We start from the raw sequence: 17,387 nt of genomic DNA on the forward strand, positions 1-17,387 counted from the left end.
TGCCACCCCCGGCTACGCTCGGGGAATGCAGCGAATTATCGGAACCGAAGTCGAGTACGGAATCTCGGCTCCGAACGATCCCGGTGCCAACCCGATCATGACGTCGACGCAGGCGGTACTGGCCTATGCAGCGGCCGCCGGGGTGCCCCGCGCCAAGCGCACTCGCTGGGACTACGAGGTGGAGTCGCCGCTGCGCGATGCACGCGGCTTCGACCTCGGTCGCAGTTCGGGCCCGGCACCCATCATCGACGCCGACGAGGTCGGCGCAGCGAACATGATCTTGACCAACGGCGCCCGGCTCTACGTCGACCACGCCCATCCCGAGTACTCGGCGCCCGAGGTGACCGATCCACTCGACGCCGTCATCTGGGACAAGGCGGGGGAGCGCGTGATGGAAGCGGCAGCACGACATGTCGCGAGCGTTCCCGGGGCGCCGAAACTGCAGCTCTACAAGAACAACATCGACGGAAAAGGTGCCTCCTACGGCACCCATGAGAACTATCTGATGGCCCGGTCCACGCCCTTCACCTCGGTGATCACCGGACTCACCCCGTTCTTCGCATCCCGACAGGTGATCACCGGATCCGGCCGCGTCGGTATCGGTCAGTCCGGTGACGATGCCGGGTTCCAGCTGAGCCAGCGTGCCGACTACATCGAGGTCGAGGTGGGTCTGGAGACGACCCTCAAGCGCGGCATCATCAACACCCGCGACGAGCCGCACGCCGACCCCGAGCGTTATCGCCGGCTGCACGTCATCATCGGCGACGCCAACCTTGCCGAGACCGCGACGTACCTCAAGGTGGGCACTGCCTCACTCGTGCTGGATCTGATCGAGGCCGGTGTCGAACTGGGTGACCTCGAACTGGCCCGCCCGGTCCACGCCGTACACGTCATCAGCCACGACCCCACGCTGCAGACCACGGTCGCGCTGGCCGATGGGCGAGAGATGACCGCGCTGGCGATCCAGCGGATCTATCACGAGCGCTGTGTCGCCTTCCACGACAAGAACAACAGCGATGACCTCAGGGCCAGGGACGTTCTCGACACGTGGGCCGACGTCCTGGACAAGCTCGAACGCGATCCGATGGAGTGCGCAAACCTGCTCGACTGGCCGGCGAAACTGCGCCTGCTGGAGGGCTTCCGCAACCGTGAGGGCCTGGCCTGGTCGGCACCCCGGTTGCAGCTGGTCGATCTGCAGTACTCCGACGTCCGTCTCGACAAAGGCCTGTACAACCGACTGGTGGCGCGCGGTTCGATGAAGCGGCTCACCACCGAGCAGCAGGTGATGGACGCCGTCGGCAATCCACCGGAGAACACCCGCGCGTACTTCCGCGGTGAATGTCTCAGGCGGTTCGGCGCCGACATAGCCGCCGCCAGCTGGGATTCGGTCATCTTCGATCTGGGTGGCGAGTCCCTGGTCCGCATCCCGACCCTGGAGCCGCTGCGAGGCAGTCGCGCGCATGTCGGGGAACTGCTCGATTCGGTGAACTCAGCCGCCGAACTCGTGGATCAGCTCACGAATTGAGGATCTGGCACGACTCGTATATCCCGAGCGGTGTCGGCTTTGAACGGTAGTGTGAATATACGGACGGCCCCGGCGGGGCCGTGTTCTGAAGGAGGCAGCGATGGCGCAGGAGCAAACCAAGCGTTCAGGCGGAAACGACGACGACAACGATGCCGGTTCGGATTCGGGTGCGGGTCAAGAGCGTCGCGAGAAGCTGGCCGACGACACCGACGACCTGCTCGACGAGATCGATGACGTGCTCGAGGAGAACGCCGAAGACTTTGTGCGCGCCTATGTCCAGAAGGGCGGCCAGTGACCGATCGAATCCAGTCACTTGGCCAGGACATCTCGTCGTTCTCCGACTACCTGCGTAACCACGCGCCAGACCTGTTGCCGGTCGATCGGTTTCCCGAGGGGGTAACTGCGAACATCCCGCACGGAACCACCATCGTCGCCATCGCGTATCCGGGTGGCGTGGTGTTGGCAGGCGACCGCCGAGCCACCGCGGGCAACATGATCGCCAGTCGCGACATGCGCAAGGTGTTCATCACCGACGACTACTCGGCGGCAGGCATCGCCGGCACAGCGGGTGTCGCCGTGGAGATGATCCGTCTTTTCGCCGTCGAACTCGAGCACTACGAGAAGATCGAGGGCGTCTCGCTCACCCTCGACGGCAAGGTCAATCGACTTGCCTCGATGGTCCGCTCCAACCTCCAGGCGGCCATGGCCGGACTCGCAGCCATCCCTCTGCTCGTCGGTTACGACTCCGATGCGATCGACCCACAGCGGCCGGGTCGCATCTTCTCGTTCGACGTCGCAGGGGACCGCCACGAGGAACACGGCGGGTTCCAGGCGATCGGGTCGGGCTCGGTGTTCGCGAAGTCGGCCATCAAGAAGCTGTATCGACATGACCTGACCGGTCCCCAAGCTCTCGAGATCGCTGTCGAATCGCTGTACGACGCTGCCGACGACGACTCCGCCACCGGTGGTCCCGACATGGTCCGGGGGCTGTACCCGACTGCCGCGGTGGTAACCGCCGAAGGAGCAGGTGAGGTGTCTGCCGCCCAGATCGAAGAGGCGGCGCGATCGGTGATCACCCGTCGCTCCGCCGTCGAAGGGACGCAGTCATGACGTTCCCGTATTACGCCAGCGCCGAGCAGATCATGCGCGACCGGTCCGAACTGGCGCGCAAGGGTATTGCCCGGGGCCGCAGCGTCATCGCGTTGACCTACGCCGACGGAGTTCTCTTCGTCGCCGAGAACCCCTCGAACACACTGCGCAAGGTCAGCGAGATCTATGACCGCATCGGGTTTGCCGCGGTCGGCAAGTACAACGAGTTCGAGAGCCTGCGCAAGGCCGGCATCCAGCACGCCGACATGCGTGGGTACAACTACGACCGTGCCGACGTGAGTGGGTTGTCGCTCGCCAACGCTTACGCCAACACACTCGGTTCGGTGTTCACCGAGCAGCCGAAACCGTTTGAGGTCGAACTGTGTGTGGCCGAGGTGAGTCGGCCCGGGAAGCCGGGCCCGTCCCAGCTGTACCGGATCACCTATGACGGATCCATCGTCGACGAGACTCGGTTCCTGGTCATGGGTGGCGCCACCGAGGCGATCTCGGCGTCCATGAAGGACGCCTACGACGGGAATGCCGATCTACGAGGCGCGTTGGCTTCGGCGATCAAGGCGCTCGAAACCCCGCCTGCGCCCAACGGTTCGAGCTCCGGCTCGGGCTCGAGCACCACAGTCGCCGCCGAACCGCGCAAGCTCGAACCGGGCGACCTCGAGGTGGCAATTCTGGATCACGGACGGCCTCGACGAGCGTTCCGACGGCTGACCGGAACCGCTTTGGTGGACCTGTTGCCAGAACGTCCTTCCACCGACTCCGATGGCGCCGACGGCGCGACCGGTGCCGGTGGCTCCAATGGAACCGAAAGCTGAATCCGTACCCACTCGGACACTCGGCGGTAGGGTTGAAATCGTGCAGCGACGAATTATGGGTATCGAAACCGAATTCGGTGTCACATGTACTTTTCATGGGCACCGCCGGCTCAGCCCCGATGAAGTCGCTCGGTATCTGTTCCGCCGAGTGGTGTCGTGGGGCCGTTCATCGAACGTGTTCCTGCAGAACGGGGCACGGCTCTACCTCGACGTCGGTTCGCACCCCGAGTACGCCACTGCCGAGTGCGACAACCTGCAACAACTGATCGAGCACGACCGTGCGGGCGAACTCGTACTCGAAGACCTGCTCATCGACGCCGAACGTCGATTGGCCGACGAGGGTATCGGTGGGGACATCTACCTCTTCAAGAACAACACCGACTCCGCAGGCAACTCGTACGGTTGCCACGAGAACTACCTGGTGGTGCGTGCCGGTGAGTTCTCGAAGATCTCGGACGTCCTGCTCCCGTTCCTCGTCACCCGGCAATTGATCTGCGGCGCAGGCAAAGTCTTGCAAACGCCCAAGGCGGCCACATTCTGTCTGTCGCAGCGCGCCGAGCACATCTGGGAGGGCGTGTCATCGGCCACCACCCGCAGCCGGCCGATCATCAACACCCGCGACGAACCGCACGCCGACGCCGAGAAGTATCGCCGGCTGCATGTGATCGTCGGCGATTCGAACATGGCCGAGACCACGACGATGCTCAAAGTGGGGTCGGCGGCCCTGGTCCTCGAGATGATCGAGGCCGGCGTCGCCTTCCGTGACTTCGCCTTGGACAACCCGATTCGGGCGATTCGCGAGGTGTCCCACGACCTCACGGGGCGTCGCCCGGTTCGCCTGGCCGGCGGCCGCCAGGCCAGTGCCCTCGACATCCAGCGGGAGTACCACGCGAGGGCCGTCGAGCACCTGCGCACCCGTAAGCCAGATCAGCAGATGACCCAGGTCGTCGACTTGTGGGGCCGGATGCTCGATGCGGTGGAGCAGCAGGACTACGCCAAGGTGGACACCGAGGTCGACTGGGTCATCAAACGCAAGCTGTTCCAGCGCTACCAGGACCGCTACTCGATGGATCTGTCCGATCCCAAGATCTCTCAGCTGGACCTGGCGTACCACGACATCAAACGAGGTCGCGGCGTCTTCGATCTGCTTCAGCGCAAGGGCCTGGCCGCGCGCGTCACCACCGACGAGGCCATCGCCGCGGCGGTGGACACACCGCCTCAGACCACGCGCGCCAAGCTTCGTGGCGACTTCATTGCGGCTGCGCAGAAGGCCGGCCGCGACTTCACCGTCGACTGGGTGCATCTGAAACTGAACGACCAAGCGCAGCGAACGGTGCTCTGCAAGGACCCGTTCCGCAATGTCGATGAGCGCGTCGATCGCCTGATTGCCTCCATGTAGCGAGGCCGACACTAAGCTGTCCGGGTGGCGATCAATAAGGTTGAACGATTGATGAACCTGGTCATCTGTCTGCTGGCCACCCGGCAATACCTCTCGGCCGACCAGATCCGCAGTAGTGTCGCCGGATACCAGGACTCCAAATCCGATGAGGCATTCAATCGGATGTTCGAGCGGGACAAGACCGAATTGCGTGATCTCGGCATCCCGCTGGAGACGGGGCGCAGTTCTGGGTTCTCGCCGGTCGACGGTTACCGGATCAACCGCGAATCCTACGAGCTACCCGACATCGACCTCGACACCGATGAGGCCGCCGCTGTTGCGCTGGCCGCCGCGCTGTGGGACACCCCGGAGTTGGCGGCCACCAGCAACAGCGCTCTGATGAAGTTGCGGGCCGCAGGTGTGCAGATGGATTCCGAATCCGCGTTCGACGCCGGCGCCACGTCGATTCACTCGAGTGCCCCTCGCGGGATCGGGTCGCCAGAAGTCCTCGGAACGTTGCTGGCCGCTCTCGAGGAGAGCCGGCCGGTGCGGTTCGAACATCGCTCATCGCGTACCGCGCCCTACGTCACCCGCACGGTTGAACCGTGGGGAGTGGTCACCCATCAAGGTCGGTGGTACCTCGTCGGCCATGACCGCGACCGCGGACAGACCCGCACGTTCCGGTTGACCCGTATCGCAACGGTCACCCCGTTCGGTAAGGCGGGCGACGTCGCCCGCCCCGGGGACGTGGACCTGCGGGCCATCGTGGGTGCGGCCGTCGACCGTTCGGGTCCTGCGGTCACCGCCCATGTGTGGGTCGCCGCGGACCGCGCTGCCGGGCTGCGGCGGATGGCCAAGGTCGAGGAGCCAGGCGATCACAACGGCCGACAGGGATCCGTCCTCCAGATCGAGATGAGGTCGGTGGACGGATTGACCCGCCAGGTTCTCGCAGCGGGAACCGACGCGGTGGTGATCGATCCCCCCGAACTACGCAATACGGTGATCGACGGTCTGAAAAGCCTTGCGGGAGTGAGCTCATGAGCTCGGGGACCAGCCGGCTCACCCGCCTGCTCGTGATGGTGCCGTACTTCTTGGCAAACCCTGGGGTCAGCGCTGCAGAAGCGGCTCGTGACCTGGGTACGACGCCGAAGCAAGTGATGGACGACCTCAATCAACTGTGGATGTGCGGACTGCCGGGGTATTCGCCCGGCGACCTCATCGACCTGTCGTTCACCGAGGACAGCGTCGAGGTGACCTTCTCAGCGGGCATCGACCGACCGCTCAAGCTCACCGCCGCCGAAGCCGCACCTCTGCTGGTGGCCCTGCGCTCGCTGATCGACGCATCGGGCGTCGTGGATGCTGCTGCTGCGCGGCGGGCGATCGCGAAGATCGAGAATGCGATGGGTACCCCGATAGGGGAAGCCGTCACCGAGACACCCACCTCTGACTCCGATCCGGCGGAGTCACCTGCGGTGATCGCCGTGCGGGATGCAGTACGTCGGCGTCATGCCGTGCGGCTGCGGTACTACTCCGCATCCCGCGACGAGGTCACCGAGCGGGTCGTCGACCCCATCCGTATCCAGGCGGTGGACGGTCGCGGATACCTCGAGGGCTGGTGCCGTTCCAGCGGGGGTATCCGGTTGTTCCGGTTCGACCGGATCGACGAGGCATCGGTACTCGACGAGGTGGCTCGGCCACCGGCGACCGCGGAGTCCGACCAGACGCTCGCGCTCTTCGAATCCGACCCCACGTTGCCGCAGGCGGTGATCGAGATCGATCCGGAGGTGGTCTGGGTTCTCGACTATTACCTCATCGAGCCGGTCGATCCTGACGGGATCGCCGGTTCGGATCAGCCGGTGCTGGCGACTATGACGTACGGGTCATCCGAATGGCTCACCCGGTTCGTTCTCGGTTTCGGTGGCAAGATCAAGGTGCTCAATGCCGACGAGATGGCCACGGACATCCAGGCCAGGGCAGCTGCAACGCTGGCGATGTACAGCTGAGCAACAGCCAGGCGCCGGCACTCACACGTCGACTGCCCGGTTTCCGGGTAGCATCGCAGACATACTCGATTGGGAGAGGTAACCGCACCATGAACGCATTACAGCCTTGGCACATCATCCTGGTGGTGGTCGTTTTTCTGATCCTTTTCGGATCAAAGAAGCTTCCTGACGCCGCGCGCGGACTGGGCAGGTCGATGCGCATCTTCAAGAGTGAGGTCAAGGAGATGCAGAACGACGGCAAGTCGGACACGGAGACACCCCCGACGACCGCCGCGACCCCGGACCCACGACAGATCACCACGGGAACGGACGCTGCTTCGGCCACCGGCACCGAATCCGAACGCAGATCTGCCTGAGCGTTTCCACCGCCGTACGGCCGGCACAGGACGACGACCTCTTCATGGACCACACTGCGGACCGGAGAGGTCGCTTTCTGTTCGGCGCACCTCTCACTGACCTGAATAGTTCATACCGTGCGCATTCCTCTTGACCCTCGGCGCCGCAAGCGCAAGGTGAACCCCGACGGAACGATGTCGTTGGTGGATCACCTGCGTGAATTGCGGACCCGGCTGCTGATCTCGGTGGCCGCGATAGCACTCACCACGATCCTCGGTTTCGTGTGGTACTCCCATGGCTTCCTGGGTATCGACTCGCTCGGCGATCTCCTGCGGGAGCCCTATTGCAATCTGCCGGAATCGTCACGCGCCAACCTCACCGGCGACGATGCCTGCCGTCTTCTCGCGACCGGCCCGTTCGACCAGTTCATGCTGCGATTGAAGGTGGCGCTGACTGCCGGGTTCGTGATGGCGTGCCCGATCTGGTTCTACCAACTGTGGGAGTTCATCACCCCGGGCATGCACGACAAGGAACGCAAGTACGCGGTCTCGTTCGTCAGCTGCGCGGCCCTGCTGTTCCTCGCCGGAACCGTGCTTGCCTATCTCGTCATGACCAAGGCGTTCGAGGTCCTGCTGACCATCGGTGACAACGTGCAGATCACAGCGCTCGCCGGCGACCAGTACTTCAACTTCCTGCTGCATCTGCTGATCATCTTCGGGGTGAGTTTTGAACTCCCGTTGCTGATCGTGGCCCTGAACATGATCGGCGTGCTCAGCTACGAGCGTCTCAAGGCCTGGCGTCGCGGACTGATCTTCGGCATGTTCGTGTTCGCCGCCTTCTTCACACCGGGGTCTGATCCGTTCACGATGCTCGCCTTGGCGGGCGCATTGACGATCCTGCTCGAGATGGCGATCCAGATCGCGCATCTGCACGACTACCGCAAGGCCAAACGTCAGGAAGCCGAATGGGGAGACGTCAGTGATGACGAGGCCTCACCGATCGGCGGCCCGACGGCATCGGTACCCGCTTCCGGCCCGGTCGAGCGCCCCGCGCCGGTGTCGACGGCCCCTTCGATGAGCGGAGCCGATCACTTCGATGACACTCTCTGAGGCGCAACTCGAGCTGGACACATTTGCGGGGCGTCAGCCATTTGCCCTCGATCCGTTCCAGCGTGATGCCTGCTCGGCGCTCGCCGACGGACACGGCGTCCTGGTGTGCGCGCCCACCGGCGCGGGCAAGACGATCGTCGGCGAGTTCGCCGTGCATCTCGCCCTGGCCGCCGGCACCAAGTGCTTTTACACCACCCCCATCAAGGCGCTGAGCAACCAGAAGTACGCGGATCTGGTTCGGGCACACGGTGCGGAGTCCATCGGTCTGCTCACCGGCGATTCGTCGATCAATTCCGCGGCACCCGTGGTGGTCATGACCACCGAGGTGCTGCGGAACATGATCTACGCCAATTCGCCCGCGCTCGACCGTCTTTCGCATGTGGTGATGGATGAGGTCCACTTCTTGGCCGACCGCTTTCGCGGCGCGGTGTGGGAGGAGGTCATCCTGCACCTCGCTCCCTCGGTTCGCGTGGTGAGCCTGTCGGCGACGGTCAGCAACGCCGAAGAGTTCGGTGCGTGGATCCAGACCGTCCGTGGGGACACCACGGTGATCGTCGACGAACATCGGCCCGTGCCGCTCAGTCAGCACATGCTGGTCGGCAACCGACTCTTCGACCTGTTCGATCACCGTGATGCCGCTGCACCGAACAAGAAGCCGGCGGTCAATCCAGAACTCACCCGCTACATCCGGCATCGTGAACTCGCGGCGCGACGCGACGACGATTTTCCTCCACGCGGACGCGGTCGGCGCGGACCCCAACGTGGTGAGGGGCGCCGTGGGGGCGTTCCGAGACCGGTTTCCCGGCCCGACCTCATCGCGCGACTCGATCGTGAAGGTCTGCTGCCCGCAATCAGTTTCATCTTCTCGCGAGCAGGATGCGAGGGTGCACTGAGCCAGTGCCTGCGTTCAGGCCTCCGGTTGCTCGAGCCCGACCAGGCCAAGCAGGTCGACATCATCGTCGACAAGTACGTTGCCGAACTCTCGGCAGCCGACCAGGACATACTCGGTGTGCCCGCCTGGCGCGAAGGTCTCACGCGAGGGTTCGCCGCCCACCACGCCGGACTGCTGCCCGCGTTTCGTCATGCCGTCGAAGAATTGTTCGTCAAAGGTCTCGTCAAAGCTGTCTTCGCCACCGAGACACTGGCTTTGGGCATCAACATGCCGGCACGATCGGTCGTCTTGGAACGGTTGATCAAGTTCAACGGCGAGGCGCATGTCGACCTGACGCCGGGAGAGTACACCCAGCTGACCGGACGAGCCGGGCGTCGAGGGATCGACATCGAGGGCCACGCGGTGGTCGTGTGGACCGACGATCTCGAACCGACGCGCGTCGCAGGCCTGGCTGGTGCCCGCACGTTCCCGCTGCGCAGTTCTTTTGCGCCTGAATACAACATGGCCGTGAACCTGATCGGGCGGCTGGGCTTGGCCGGTGCACGGAATTTGCTGGATAGATCGTTCGCACAGTTCCAGGCGGACAAGTCGGTGGTCGGTCAAGCCCGGCAGATCGACACCGCGCGCCGTCAACTGCGCAAGATCGAGGTCGAACTGGAAGGCCGCGCCGATGGCCGCGGCCTCGACGAAGGCATCGACGGGTTCCTGGGTTACACCAGGCTGCGCGAGCAGATCCGGTCTCGAGAGCGCTCGCTCAAGTTCGAGTCACGGATGGCCTCGCAGCAGAGCACGGTCGAAGATCTGTCCGCACTCAAGCGTGGTCAGGTCATCGGCCTGCACGGTGGCCGGCACCGAGGGCTCGCGGTGGTTCTCGAACCGGCGACAGACATTCGCGATCCCAAGCCCCTTGTGATCTGCGAGGACGCCTGGTGTGGCAGGGTCGGTCCCCGCGACTTCCTGAACCCGCCCCAGGTGCTCGGCAACATGCGGCTCGCCAAGCAGATCGACAGGCGTACGGGGCGCGGTCGGCGAGACCTCGCGTCCGCGTTGCGGTCGTCGGGCATCGACATGCCCCGCGGTAAACAAGCGAAGCGCGCCCGCGCGGCAGATGACCGTGAATTGAGTCGTCTGCGTGGCGAACTGCGCAATCACCCAGCGCATCAGATACCTCAAGACGACGAGCTCTTTCGGTTGGCCGAACGACGAAACCGGGTTGCGCGTGAGATCTCGGCGCTCGAAGAGTCGGTTGCGCAGCGAACCTCGACGTTGTCGATCAACTTCAACCGCATTGTGGCGGTGCTCATCGAACTGGGTTATCTCGAGAAGGCGGAGGCGGAGGACGAGCTGAACATCACGTCGGCAGGCGACACCCTGAGCCGTGTGTACAGCGAGAGCGACCTGCTGATCTGTCAGTGCATCAGAGACGGGTTGTGGGATGAGCTGGGTCCGTCCGAACTCGCGGCTGTCGCATCGTCGGTGGTCTACGAATCCCGGCGCGACTCGTACGGTGGCGCCGAGCTCGTGACCGGAGTGGTCAGTGTGCGCGACGCGCTGCACCGGACCCACTCGGCCTGGCATGACCTGACCCGCCTGGAGATGAAGCATCTCGTGGAACCCACGCGGGAGCCGGACGCCGGGTTCGCCACGGCAATCTATCTGTGGGCATCGGGTCGAGGGCTCACCGAGGTGCTCGCGGCGGCCGGGGAGCGCGGCACTTCACTTCCGGCCGGTGATTTCGTCCGATGGAGCCGCCAGGTCATCGACCTGCTCGAACAGATCAGAACCGCCGCAAGCCTGCAGACATCCGGGCAGTCGCGTCTGACCCGTTCCGCTTCCGCAGCCATCGCCAGTATCCGAAAAGGTGTGGTGGCCGTCGAACTCGGCTGAACCGTGGGCTCCGGCCGGTCTACCTCTGCGTTTGCCGGTCGCGTCTGCTGAACCGTTCGATGGGTGTGCGGTATGTTCGGGGTCGGTAATTCTGGCACCGCGAGTTTCCACGGTGCGGACAAGCGGAGGGAACACATGAGCGGGCCCAACGACCCCAACAACCCCGGATCGCCTGAACAATGGCAGCAGGGTCAGCAACCGGGCCCGTGGGGTCAACCGACACAGGGCCCGCCACCGGGGCAGGGGTGGGGTCAGCAACAGCCACCGCAGCAGTACCCGCCTCAGCAGAACCCGGGTCAGCAGGGGCCCGGCCAGTATCAGCCGCCCAACTACCCGCAGCAGGGCGGCCACTACGGCCAACCCCAGGGACAGCCGGGCAATTACGGCCAACCTCAAGGTCAGCCCGGTTACGGCCAGCCCCAGGGCCAGTACGGACAACCCGGTCCGTACGGCCAGCCCGGCCAGTACGGACAGCCGGGACCCGGCGGCTCGGATCAGTTCTCGGCGATGGCTCAGCCGAAGTCGGGAAAGAAGCTGCCCCTCATCATCGGGGCGTCCGTGGTGGCGTTGATCGCGGTGATCTTGGCCGTCACAGCGTTTCTCGCACCCGGATTCGCCGTCACGAAGGTACTCAGCCAGGAGGCGGCCCAGGAGGGTGTCAAAACCGTTCTGGAGAACGACTATCAGGCAGAGGGCGTCGAAAACGTCAAGTGTCCCAAGGACAAAGAGATCAAGAAGGGCGACAGCTTCACCTGCACGGTGACGGTGAGCGGCGCCAATCAGCAGGTCAAGATCACGTTCCTCGACGATGACGGCAAGTACGAGGTGGGTCAGCCGACCGCCGGCTGACGCCTGCGGTCGCTCGCCTGTTGCTAGTTGATCAGGGGAACTGCCAACCCAGTGCTTTCCCGAGTCGGGAGACCGCCGAGCCGATGCCGAGCTCTTCGATCAGATCGGCCAACGCGGCCGGATCTGCCGGCTCGCTGGGCAACCGGTCGTCCCCGCTGCTGATTATCTCTGCGTCGGTTCGGACGAACACCACCGTGCGAGCGGCGCTGAGATAGTCGGCGGCAGCTTTGAGAGATGTGCGCTGGCGGGTGGAGATCCGCTTGTCGGCGGTCGTGGCAGCGACACGCTCCAGTTCGTCCAGAGTCCCGAACGCCTGCAACAGTTTTGACGCCGTTTTCTCCCCGATTCCGGCCACCCCGGGCAGTCCGTCGGATGGGTCGCCCCGGAGGATCGCCATTTCGGCATACGCCGAACCCGGATCGGAAGTCGGCACGTCGTATCGTTCGGCGACTTCGGCAGGGCCGTACATCTCGGCCTTCGCGAGCCCGCGCCCCACATACAGAACCCGCACCGGAACCGGGTCGTCTGCCACCACTTGCAGGAGGTCTCGGTCTCCACTGACCACCACCACCGGATCCACGGCTTCGGTGTGGGCAAGGGTACCGATCACGTCATCGGCCTCGCAGCCTTCTGCGCCGGCGGTCGAGATCCCGGCTGCTGCGAGAACGTTCATGATCATGTCGACCTGGGGTGTCAGCGTGTCGGGCACCTCTTCCGATCCGTCTCCCGCCGCGTCGGCGACACGGTGCGCCTTGTACGAGGGGATGAGGTCCGTGCGAAATGTGGGTCGCCACGAGAGGTCCAGACACACAACCAATCGATGGGGATGCTCGCGCGTGACCAGGGCGGCGATCATGTCGAGGAATCCGCGGACGGCGTTGACCGGACGTCCGTCAGGAGCGGTCATCTTCTCCGGCAAAGCGTGAAAAGCCCGGAACCACAGACTCGCACCGTCTAGCAGCATCACTGGTTGGCTCATGCCGTAAACCATGCCAGATCCACCGAGTGGTGATCGCGCGTCCCGGTGATCCCAGTGGATCCGAACGATGTCCGCGGACGACGGTCGGCGGCAGTTCTACGTCGCGCTTCGTTCGTCGCTGTCTATCGCGTCGAGAACTGCGATTCGCGTATGAGGATCGCCCGTCAGCGGCCTGGGCGGAGGGCCTTGTCGCAGGGCCACTTTCACGTCGTTGCGAGTGATCGACGCAGGGTTTGTGGCCGAGACGAATCGGAGGAAGAGATCGACGAACCGGGCAGGCTCGTCGCGGAACGGAAAATGGCCTGACTTCTCGAATATCTCGAGCTGCGAGTCAGGCATCGCACTGTGCAGCATATGGGCGTGGCTCACCGGGATCACCTGGTCGTCGGACCCCCACACGATCAAAGTCGGGATGGCAGCGCTGAGGTAACAGCGGTCGAGCATGGTGACCACTTGGCCGCGCCAGTCGACAGCCGATCGTAGAGTCCGCGCGAACACCTCGGCCGAGCCCTTCTCCGGCATGCGCTCGAGAACACGGACCACCTCGGTGTTGTCGCGGAACATCGCCATGGGCAACAGGTTCTGCATCATCCGGGCGACAGTCGAGAAGGTCGGGAACACTCCGGGTACAGAGATCACGCCCAAGGCGAGTTCGGAGAGGGGCAGCGACAACGCTCGAAGAGCTGGGTTGACCCCCTTGGTGACGCCACCGGTGCCGACGAGAACCAGCCGCTCCACCATCTCCGGGTATTGGTAGGCGAATTGGCCGGCCACGCCCCCGCCCAGCGAGTGTCCGACCACGGTGACGCGTTCGATATCGAGGTACGTGAGCAGATCACGCATCCCGTTCGCGAATGCCGAGACCGAGTAGTCGGCTCGGGGCCGGTCAGACAGTCCATGACCCAGAAGGTCGGGTGCTATCACCGTGTATTTCTCGCTCAGCTGCTCGAACACCGGCTCCCAGGCGAGCGAGTTGTCACCGATTCCGTGCAGCAACAAGACGGCCGGACCGCTCCCCGCCATCCGAAATGCGCGCTTGTAACCGTGCAGAGTCGCGAACTGCGGGTCGATTTGCGCGCTCGGGACAGCACGGAGCCTGCGCGGCTCGCGTCCACTGTTCACAGTGCCGTCGTTCGATCCCATCTGTACATTTTCCGTCGAACCGGCCGTTTTCGCCCGTTCAGCGACCTCTCACCGGGAGGACAGCCTTTTCGAGGGCCCGTTAGCCTGGTGGGCATGGCTCACGAGCGATTCTCAGCAGAGGTGTATCGGTCCCGACTGCAACGCGCGCAGCAGTTGACGGCCTCAGCCGGATTGTCTGCTCTGTTCATCACGCCCGGACCCGATCTGCGGTACCTGACCGGTTCCCGCGCCAGTACGTTCGAGCGTCTCACTGCGTTGGTGATCAGTCCCGACAGGGATCCGCAGGTCGTGGTTCCGAGGCTGGAACTCGCGGCCCTGCGGGAGTCAGCGGTCGGCGAGCTGGGCCTGGTTGTCCACGAGTGGGTCGACGGCCAGGACCCGTATGCCATTGCCGTCGAAGCAGCAGGTGTGAGTGCAGGTCGCTATGGCGTCTCTGATGCGGCGCCCGCACTTCACACCGTTCCGTTGGCAGCTCGGTTCGGTTCGAGCCCCGAATTGGCCACCGGCGTTCTACGTCAGTTACGGATGATCAAAGACGACGCGGAGATCGACGCTTTGCGCCGAGCGGGTGCGGCGATCGATCGTGTTCATGCTCGCGTCGGCGAATGGCTCTCGGCGGGAAGGACAGAACGCGAGGTCGCCACCGACATCGAGGCCGCGATCGTCGCCGAGGGCCACACCGGCGCCGAGTTCATCATCGTCGGCTCCGGCCCCAACGGCGCCGACCCCCACCACGAGGTGTCTGATCGGGTGATCGAAGACGGCGATGTGGTGGTCGTCGACATCGGCGGTCCAGTCGAGCCCGGGTACAACTCGGATTGCACTCGAACCTATTGTGTCGGAGAACCTTCCGGGGAGATGGCCCGTCAGTACCGGATACTGGAAGAAGCCCAGCGTGCAGCGGTGGCGGCAGTACGGCCGGGTGTCAGTGCCCAGCAGATCGATGCAGCGGCCCGCGACGTGCTGGCCGAGGCCGGACTGGCCGACAAGTTCGTCCATCGGACCGGTCACGGAATCGGCCTGTCAGTCCACGAAGAGCCCTACATCGTTGAGGGAAACGACATCGAGCTGCAGGTCGGAATGGCCTTCAGCGTCGAACCCGGGATCTATTTCCCAGGAGGATGGGGTGCACGGATCGAAGACATCGTCGTGGTCACGGCCGACGGATGCGAATCACTCAATCAGCGGCCTCACGAGCTGAAGTCGGTCTGACGGCCCACTTTCCGACTCCTCGTTTGATCGGTGTTGCCCGCCAACCTGGTATCGAACGCATGTTCGACTTTATCGTATTCTGTTGGTAGACTTGGTGAAAGGGGTTCGAGGGCTGGGGGGCTTGTCGATGACTGATTCGGTGACGGTGGATCCACCGTCAATGCCGGCGTTGGTGGGGTTGTATCGCGATCTCGATGCGGTGCTGCAGCGGATTGCTGGCGCGTCGTCGGATGATGTCGATGATGTGCAGGTTGCTGAGTTGGTGCGGGTGAACGAGAAAGTTGTTCGGGCACTGACCTTTCAAGGCCTCAAGCGGTTGCAGGAGGTGAACGACCGCGGCTTGTTCCGTAAGGCTGGTCATTCGACGTTGCACCGGTTTGTGATGAGTGAGCTGCGGGTGTCTCGTGGCGATGCCTCGTCACGGTTGAAAGCACTTGATGCTGCCGGTGAGTTGTTGTCGATGCAGGGCGAGGCGTTGCCCCCGAAATGTCCGGCCGCGGCCGAAGCGTTGGCCGAGGGTGCGATTGGGTTGGCGCACATGGATGTGATGCTCAAAGTCCGCGACCGCATTCCGCACAAGTCAGCACCGGAAGTGTATGACGTGGTCGATGCCTGGATGACCGACAACGCCCGCACGTCGACTCCGACTGAGCTCGAAGTGTGTGGTCGGGAAGTGTTGGCTCGGGTTGATCCGGACGGATCGTTGACCGATGACGCTGACCGCAGACGCAACCGGGGTTTGTCGGACGGTCCCCAAGGGTTGGACATGATGAGCAAGCTCAGTGGCAACCTTGACCCGGCGACGTTGGCTTTGTTTCGGACGGTGATGGATGTGTGGGCAGCACCGGGTATGAACAATCCTGATGATCCCAACTCACCCGTGGGTGCCGTCGACGACCCGAGCATGGACCCGGCGATCATCGAAGCCGCGGCCGGCCGCGACACCCGTTCCCGCGCCCAACGTCAACACGACGCATTCAAAGCGATCCTCAAGACCATTCTGGAGTACAAGCTGCTCGGTACGTCCCATCGTGGGTTGCCGGTGCAGGTCATCATCACCATGACCAAACAACAGCTTGATGAGGCCGCGGGCATCGCCCACACCGCCTCCGGGGTTGACCTGCCGGTCAAAGATGCCCTGGAACTCGCGGCCCAGGCAGATATGTCGCTGGCGGTGTTCGCCAACCACTCCGCCGACGTTCTCTACTTCGCCCGGGCCAAACGCACCGCCCAGCAAGGCCAACGGATGGCGTTGTTCGCCAAAGACCGAGGCTGCACCAGCCCAGGCTGCCGTAACCCCATCTCCTGGACCGAAATCCATCACACCACCGCCTGGGCCGACGGCGGACACACCGACATCGACGAGCTGGCCCCGGCGTGCATCCCGCATCACGCGATGATCGGACCCGGCGAAGACCAATGGCAAACCATCATGCTCCGCGACGGCCCCGACGCCGGCCGAGTCGCCTGGATCCCACCCACATACATCGACCCCGACCAACAACCACGCATCAACCGAGCCCACCACACCGACCACACCATCGAGGCGGCATGGCAGAACATCATCGCCGAACGCCAACAAACACTCAACGAACGCCAAGAACGCATGCAGCTCCAGCAACAAAGTGCTGACGAGTCAATGGCCACCGGGGACGACGACGCCAAGAAACCCGATCCGTCAGACTGATAGGTATTGGCAGCCAATGCGTTCTGGCCTTGCGTTATGAACTAGTCAGTGGATCCGAGGAGGGTTCGTGAGCCGAGTACGCGCTTGACTTCGATCTGAACGACAACACGTCGGGGGTTGACCTTTGGTTGCTTGTAGCGATTCGCGTAGCGGCGTTCACCTTCGGCGACGGCGTCGGGGTCGCGGTGCACCGACGCCGGGCCCTCGAGGGTCAGCCAGCGTGGGCCATCCACCTGGAAGACCGCCGCATACCCCGCACGCTCCACGTTGAGTACCTTCTGGCTTCCTTCGAAGGTGATCACGCGAACGACCTCGGCGTCTTCGTCGTAGGTGAAGCCGACCGCAACAACGTGGGGCGTCCCGGCCTGCCGCACGGTGGTCAGGCTTCCCAGATGGCGTGCGCTCAGGAACTCGAGCGCATCAGAGGTGAGGTCGGCTGCTGTTTTGGACATCTACAGAGAATAGTCA

Annotated in this window: 16 protein-coding genes; 13 read left to right on the forward strand and 3 right to left on the reverse strand. The window is 63.9% G+C overall.

What is annotated here, in order from left to right:
- The first annotated feature begins 25 nt into the window (after nt 1-25).
- From dop to MVA47_RS16835, 11 genes are all read left to right on the forward strand, one after another.
- Nucleotides 26-1,525 carry a depupylase/deamidase Dop gene (gene dop / locus MVA47_RS16785; protein WP_247208756.1) on the forward strand — a complete coding sequence of 500 codons (1,500 nt, stop codon included), beginning with the start codon at nt 26-28 and terminating at the stop codon, nt 1,523-1,525.
- A gap of 100 nt (nt 1,526-1,625) precedes the next feature.
- Nucleotides 1,626-1,820, forward strand: a complete 195-nt coding sequence (locus MVA47_RS16790) for a ubiquitin-like protein Pup (protein ID WP_023959236.1) — start codon at nt 1,626-1,628, stop codon at nt 1,818-1,820.
- Nucleotides 1,817-2,635, forward strand: coding sequence for a proteasome subunit beta (gene prcB / locus MVA47_RS16795; protein WP_247208757.1), 819 nt, complete (start codon nt 1,817-1,819; stop codon nt 2,633-2,635). Before MVA47_RS16790 ends, prcB begins: the two co-directional genes overlap by 4 nt.
- A complete protein-coding gene (gene prcA, locus MVA47_RS16800; protein ID WP_247208758.1) occupies nt 2,632-3,444 on the forward strand; it encodes a proteasome subunit alpha in 813 nt (270 codons plus the stop codon). Before prcB ends, prcA begins: the two co-directional genes overlap by 4 nt.
- Before the next feature lie 40 nt (nt 3,445-3,484).
- Nucleotides 3,485-4,843 (forward strand): Pup--protein ligase, encoded by a 1,359-nt coding sequence (gene pafA, locus MVA47_RS16805; protein WP_081729813.1) that lies wholly within the window; start codon nt 3,485-3,487, stop codon nt 4,841-4,843.
- Between the two features lie 24 nt (nt 4,844-4,867).
- Nucleotides 4,868-5,863: a YafY family protein gene (locus MVA47_RS16810; protein WP_247208759.1), complete on the forward strand. Its 996-nt coding sequence runs from the start codon at nt 4,868-4,870 to the stop codon at nt 5,861-5,863.
- Nucleotides 5,860-6,825, forward strand: a complete 966-nt coding sequence (locus MVA47_RS16815; protein ID WP_247208760.1) for a YafY family protein — start codon at nt 5,860-5,862, stop codon at nt 6,823-6,825. Before MVA47_RS16810 ends, MVA47_RS16815 begins: the two co-directional genes overlap by 4 nt.
- Before the next feature lie 89 nt (nt 6,826-6,914).
- The gene (tatA, locus tag MVA47_RS16820) at nt 6,915-7,181 is read left to right on the forward strand and encodes a Sec-independent protein translocase subunit TatA (RefSeq protein ID WP_099382309.1); all 267 of its coding nucleotides are present in this window, start codon (nt 6,915-6,917) and stop codon (nt 7,179-7,181) included.
- Nucleotides 7,182-7,298: 117 nt separating this feature from the next.
- Entirely contained in the window at nt 7,299-8,270 is a 972-nt protein-coding gene (tatC, locus tag MVA47_RS16825) for a twin-arginine translocase subunit TatC (protein WP_247208762.1), read from the forward strand.
- A complete protein-coding gene (locus tag MVA47_RS16830; RefSeq protein ID WP_247208763.1) occupies nt 8,257-11,049 on the forward strand; it encodes an RNA helicase in 2,793 nt (930 codons plus the stop codon). Before tatC ends, MVA47_RS16830 begins: the two co-directional genes overlap by 14 nt.
- Before the next feature lie 135 nt (nt 11,050-11,184).
- Nucleotides 11,185-11,898: a DUF4333 domain-containing protein gene (locus MVA47_RS16835; protein ID WP_247208765.1), complete on the forward strand. Its 714-nt coding sequence runs from the start codon at nt 11,185-11,187 to the stop codon at nt 11,896-11,898.
- A 31-nt stretch (nt 11,899-11,929) separates the two neighbouring features.
- Here MVA47_RS16835 and MVA47_RS16840 read toward each other — a convergent pair whose 3' ends face one another.
- Complete coding sequence (locus MVA47_RS16840) at nt 11,930-12,862, reverse strand: 5'-3' exonuclease (protein ID WP_247210858.1); 933 nt, start codon at nt 12,860-12,862, stop codon at nt 11,930-11,932.
- Between the two features lie 111 nt (nt 12,863-12,973).
- On the reverse strand, nt 12,974-14,020 hold the full coding sequence (locus MVA47_RS16845; protein WP_247208766.1) for an alpha/beta fold hydrolase: 1,047 nt from the start codon (nt 14,018-14,020) through the stop codon (nt 12,974-12,976).
- 93 nt (nt 14,021-14,113) lie between these two features.
- Here MVA47_RS16845 and MVA47_RS16850 point away from each other — a divergent pair, with 93 nt between their 5' ends.
- Together MVA47_RS16850 and MVA47_RS16855 are read left to right on the forward strand one after the other, a co-directional pair.
- A complete protein-coding gene (locus MVA47_RS16850; RefSeq protein ID WP_247208768.1) occupies nt 14,114-15,232 on the forward strand; it encodes a Xaa-Pro peptidase family protein in 1,119 nt (372 codons plus the stop codon).
- 127 nt (nt 15,233-15,359) lie between these two features.
- Nucleotides 15,360-16,919 carry an HNH endonuclease signature motif containing protein gene (locus MVA47_RS16855; protein WP_247208770.1) on the forward strand — a complete coding sequence of 520 codons (1,560 nt, stop codon included), beginning with the start codon at nt 15,360-15,362 and terminating at the stop codon, nt 16,917-16,919.
- Nucleotides 16,920-16,960: 41 nt separating this feature from the next.
- On the opposite strand, the gene MVA47_RS16860 is transcribed toward MVA47_RS16855, so the two are convergent.
- Nucleotides 16,961-17,371 carry a PPOX class F420-dependent oxidoreductase gene (locus MVA47_RS16860; protein WP_247208771.1) on the reverse strand — a complete coding sequence of 137 codons (411 nt, stop codon included), beginning with the start codon at nt 17,369-17,371 and terminating at the stop codon, nt 16,961-16,963.
- Nucleotides 17,372-17,387 lie beyond the last annotated feature (16 nt).

Source organism: Williamsia sp. DF01-3 (assembly GCF_023051145.1).
Taxonomy (GTDB): Bacteria; Actinomycetota; Actinomycetes; order Mycobacteriales; family Mycobacteriaceae; genus Williamsia.

Bases quoted from the DNA above. Each gene is read 5' to 3' on its own strand.
- prcA (WP_247208758.1), top strand. From the start codon at position 2,632: ATGACGTTCCCGTATTACGCCAGCGCCGAGCAGATCATGCGCGACCGG.
- MVA47_RS16840 (WP_247210858.1), bottom strand. From the start codon at position 12,862: ATGCTGCTAGACGGTGCGAGTCTGTGGTTCCGGGCTTTTCACGCTTTG.
- MVA47_RS16790 (WP_023959236.1), top strand. From the start codon at position 1,626: ATGGCGCAGGAGCAAACCAAGCGTTCAGGCGGAAACGACGACGACAAC.
- MVA47_RS16815 (WP_247208760.1), top strand. From the start codon at position 5,860: ATGAGCTCGGGGACCAGCCGGCTCACCCGCCTGCTCGTGATGGTGCCG.
- MVA47_RS16860 (WP_247208771.1), bottom strand. From the start codon at position 17,371: ATGTCCAAAACAGCAGCCGACCTCACCTCTGATGCGCTCGAGTTCCTG.
- MVA47_RS16845 (WP_247208766.1), bottom strand. From the start codon at position 14,020: ATGGGATCGAACGACGGCACTGTGAACAGTGGACGCGAGCCGCGCAGG.
- MVA47_RS16835 (WP_247208765.1), top strand. From the start codon at position 11,185: ATGAGCGGGCCCAACGACCCCAACAACCCCGGATCGCCTGAACAATGG.
- MVA47_RS16855 (WP_247208770.1), top strand. From the start codon at position 15,360: ATGACTGATTCGGTGACGGTGGATCCACCGTCAATGCCGGCGTTGGTG.
- MVA47_RS16830 (WP_247208763.1), top strand. From the start codon at position 8,257: ATGACACTCTCTGAGGCGCAACTCGAGCTGGACACATTTGCGGGGCGT.
- MVA47_RS16850 (WP_247208768.1), top strand. From the start codon at position 14,114: ATGGCTCACGAGCGATTCTCAGCAGAGGTGTATCGGTCCCGACTGCAA.
- dop (WP_247208756.1), top strand. From the start codon at position 26: ATGCAGCGAATTATCGGAACCGAAGTCGAGTACGGAATCTCGGCTCCG.
- tatA (WP_099382309.1), top strand. From the start codon at position 6,915: ATGAACGCATTACAGCCTTGGCACATCATCCTGGTGGTGGTCGTTTTT.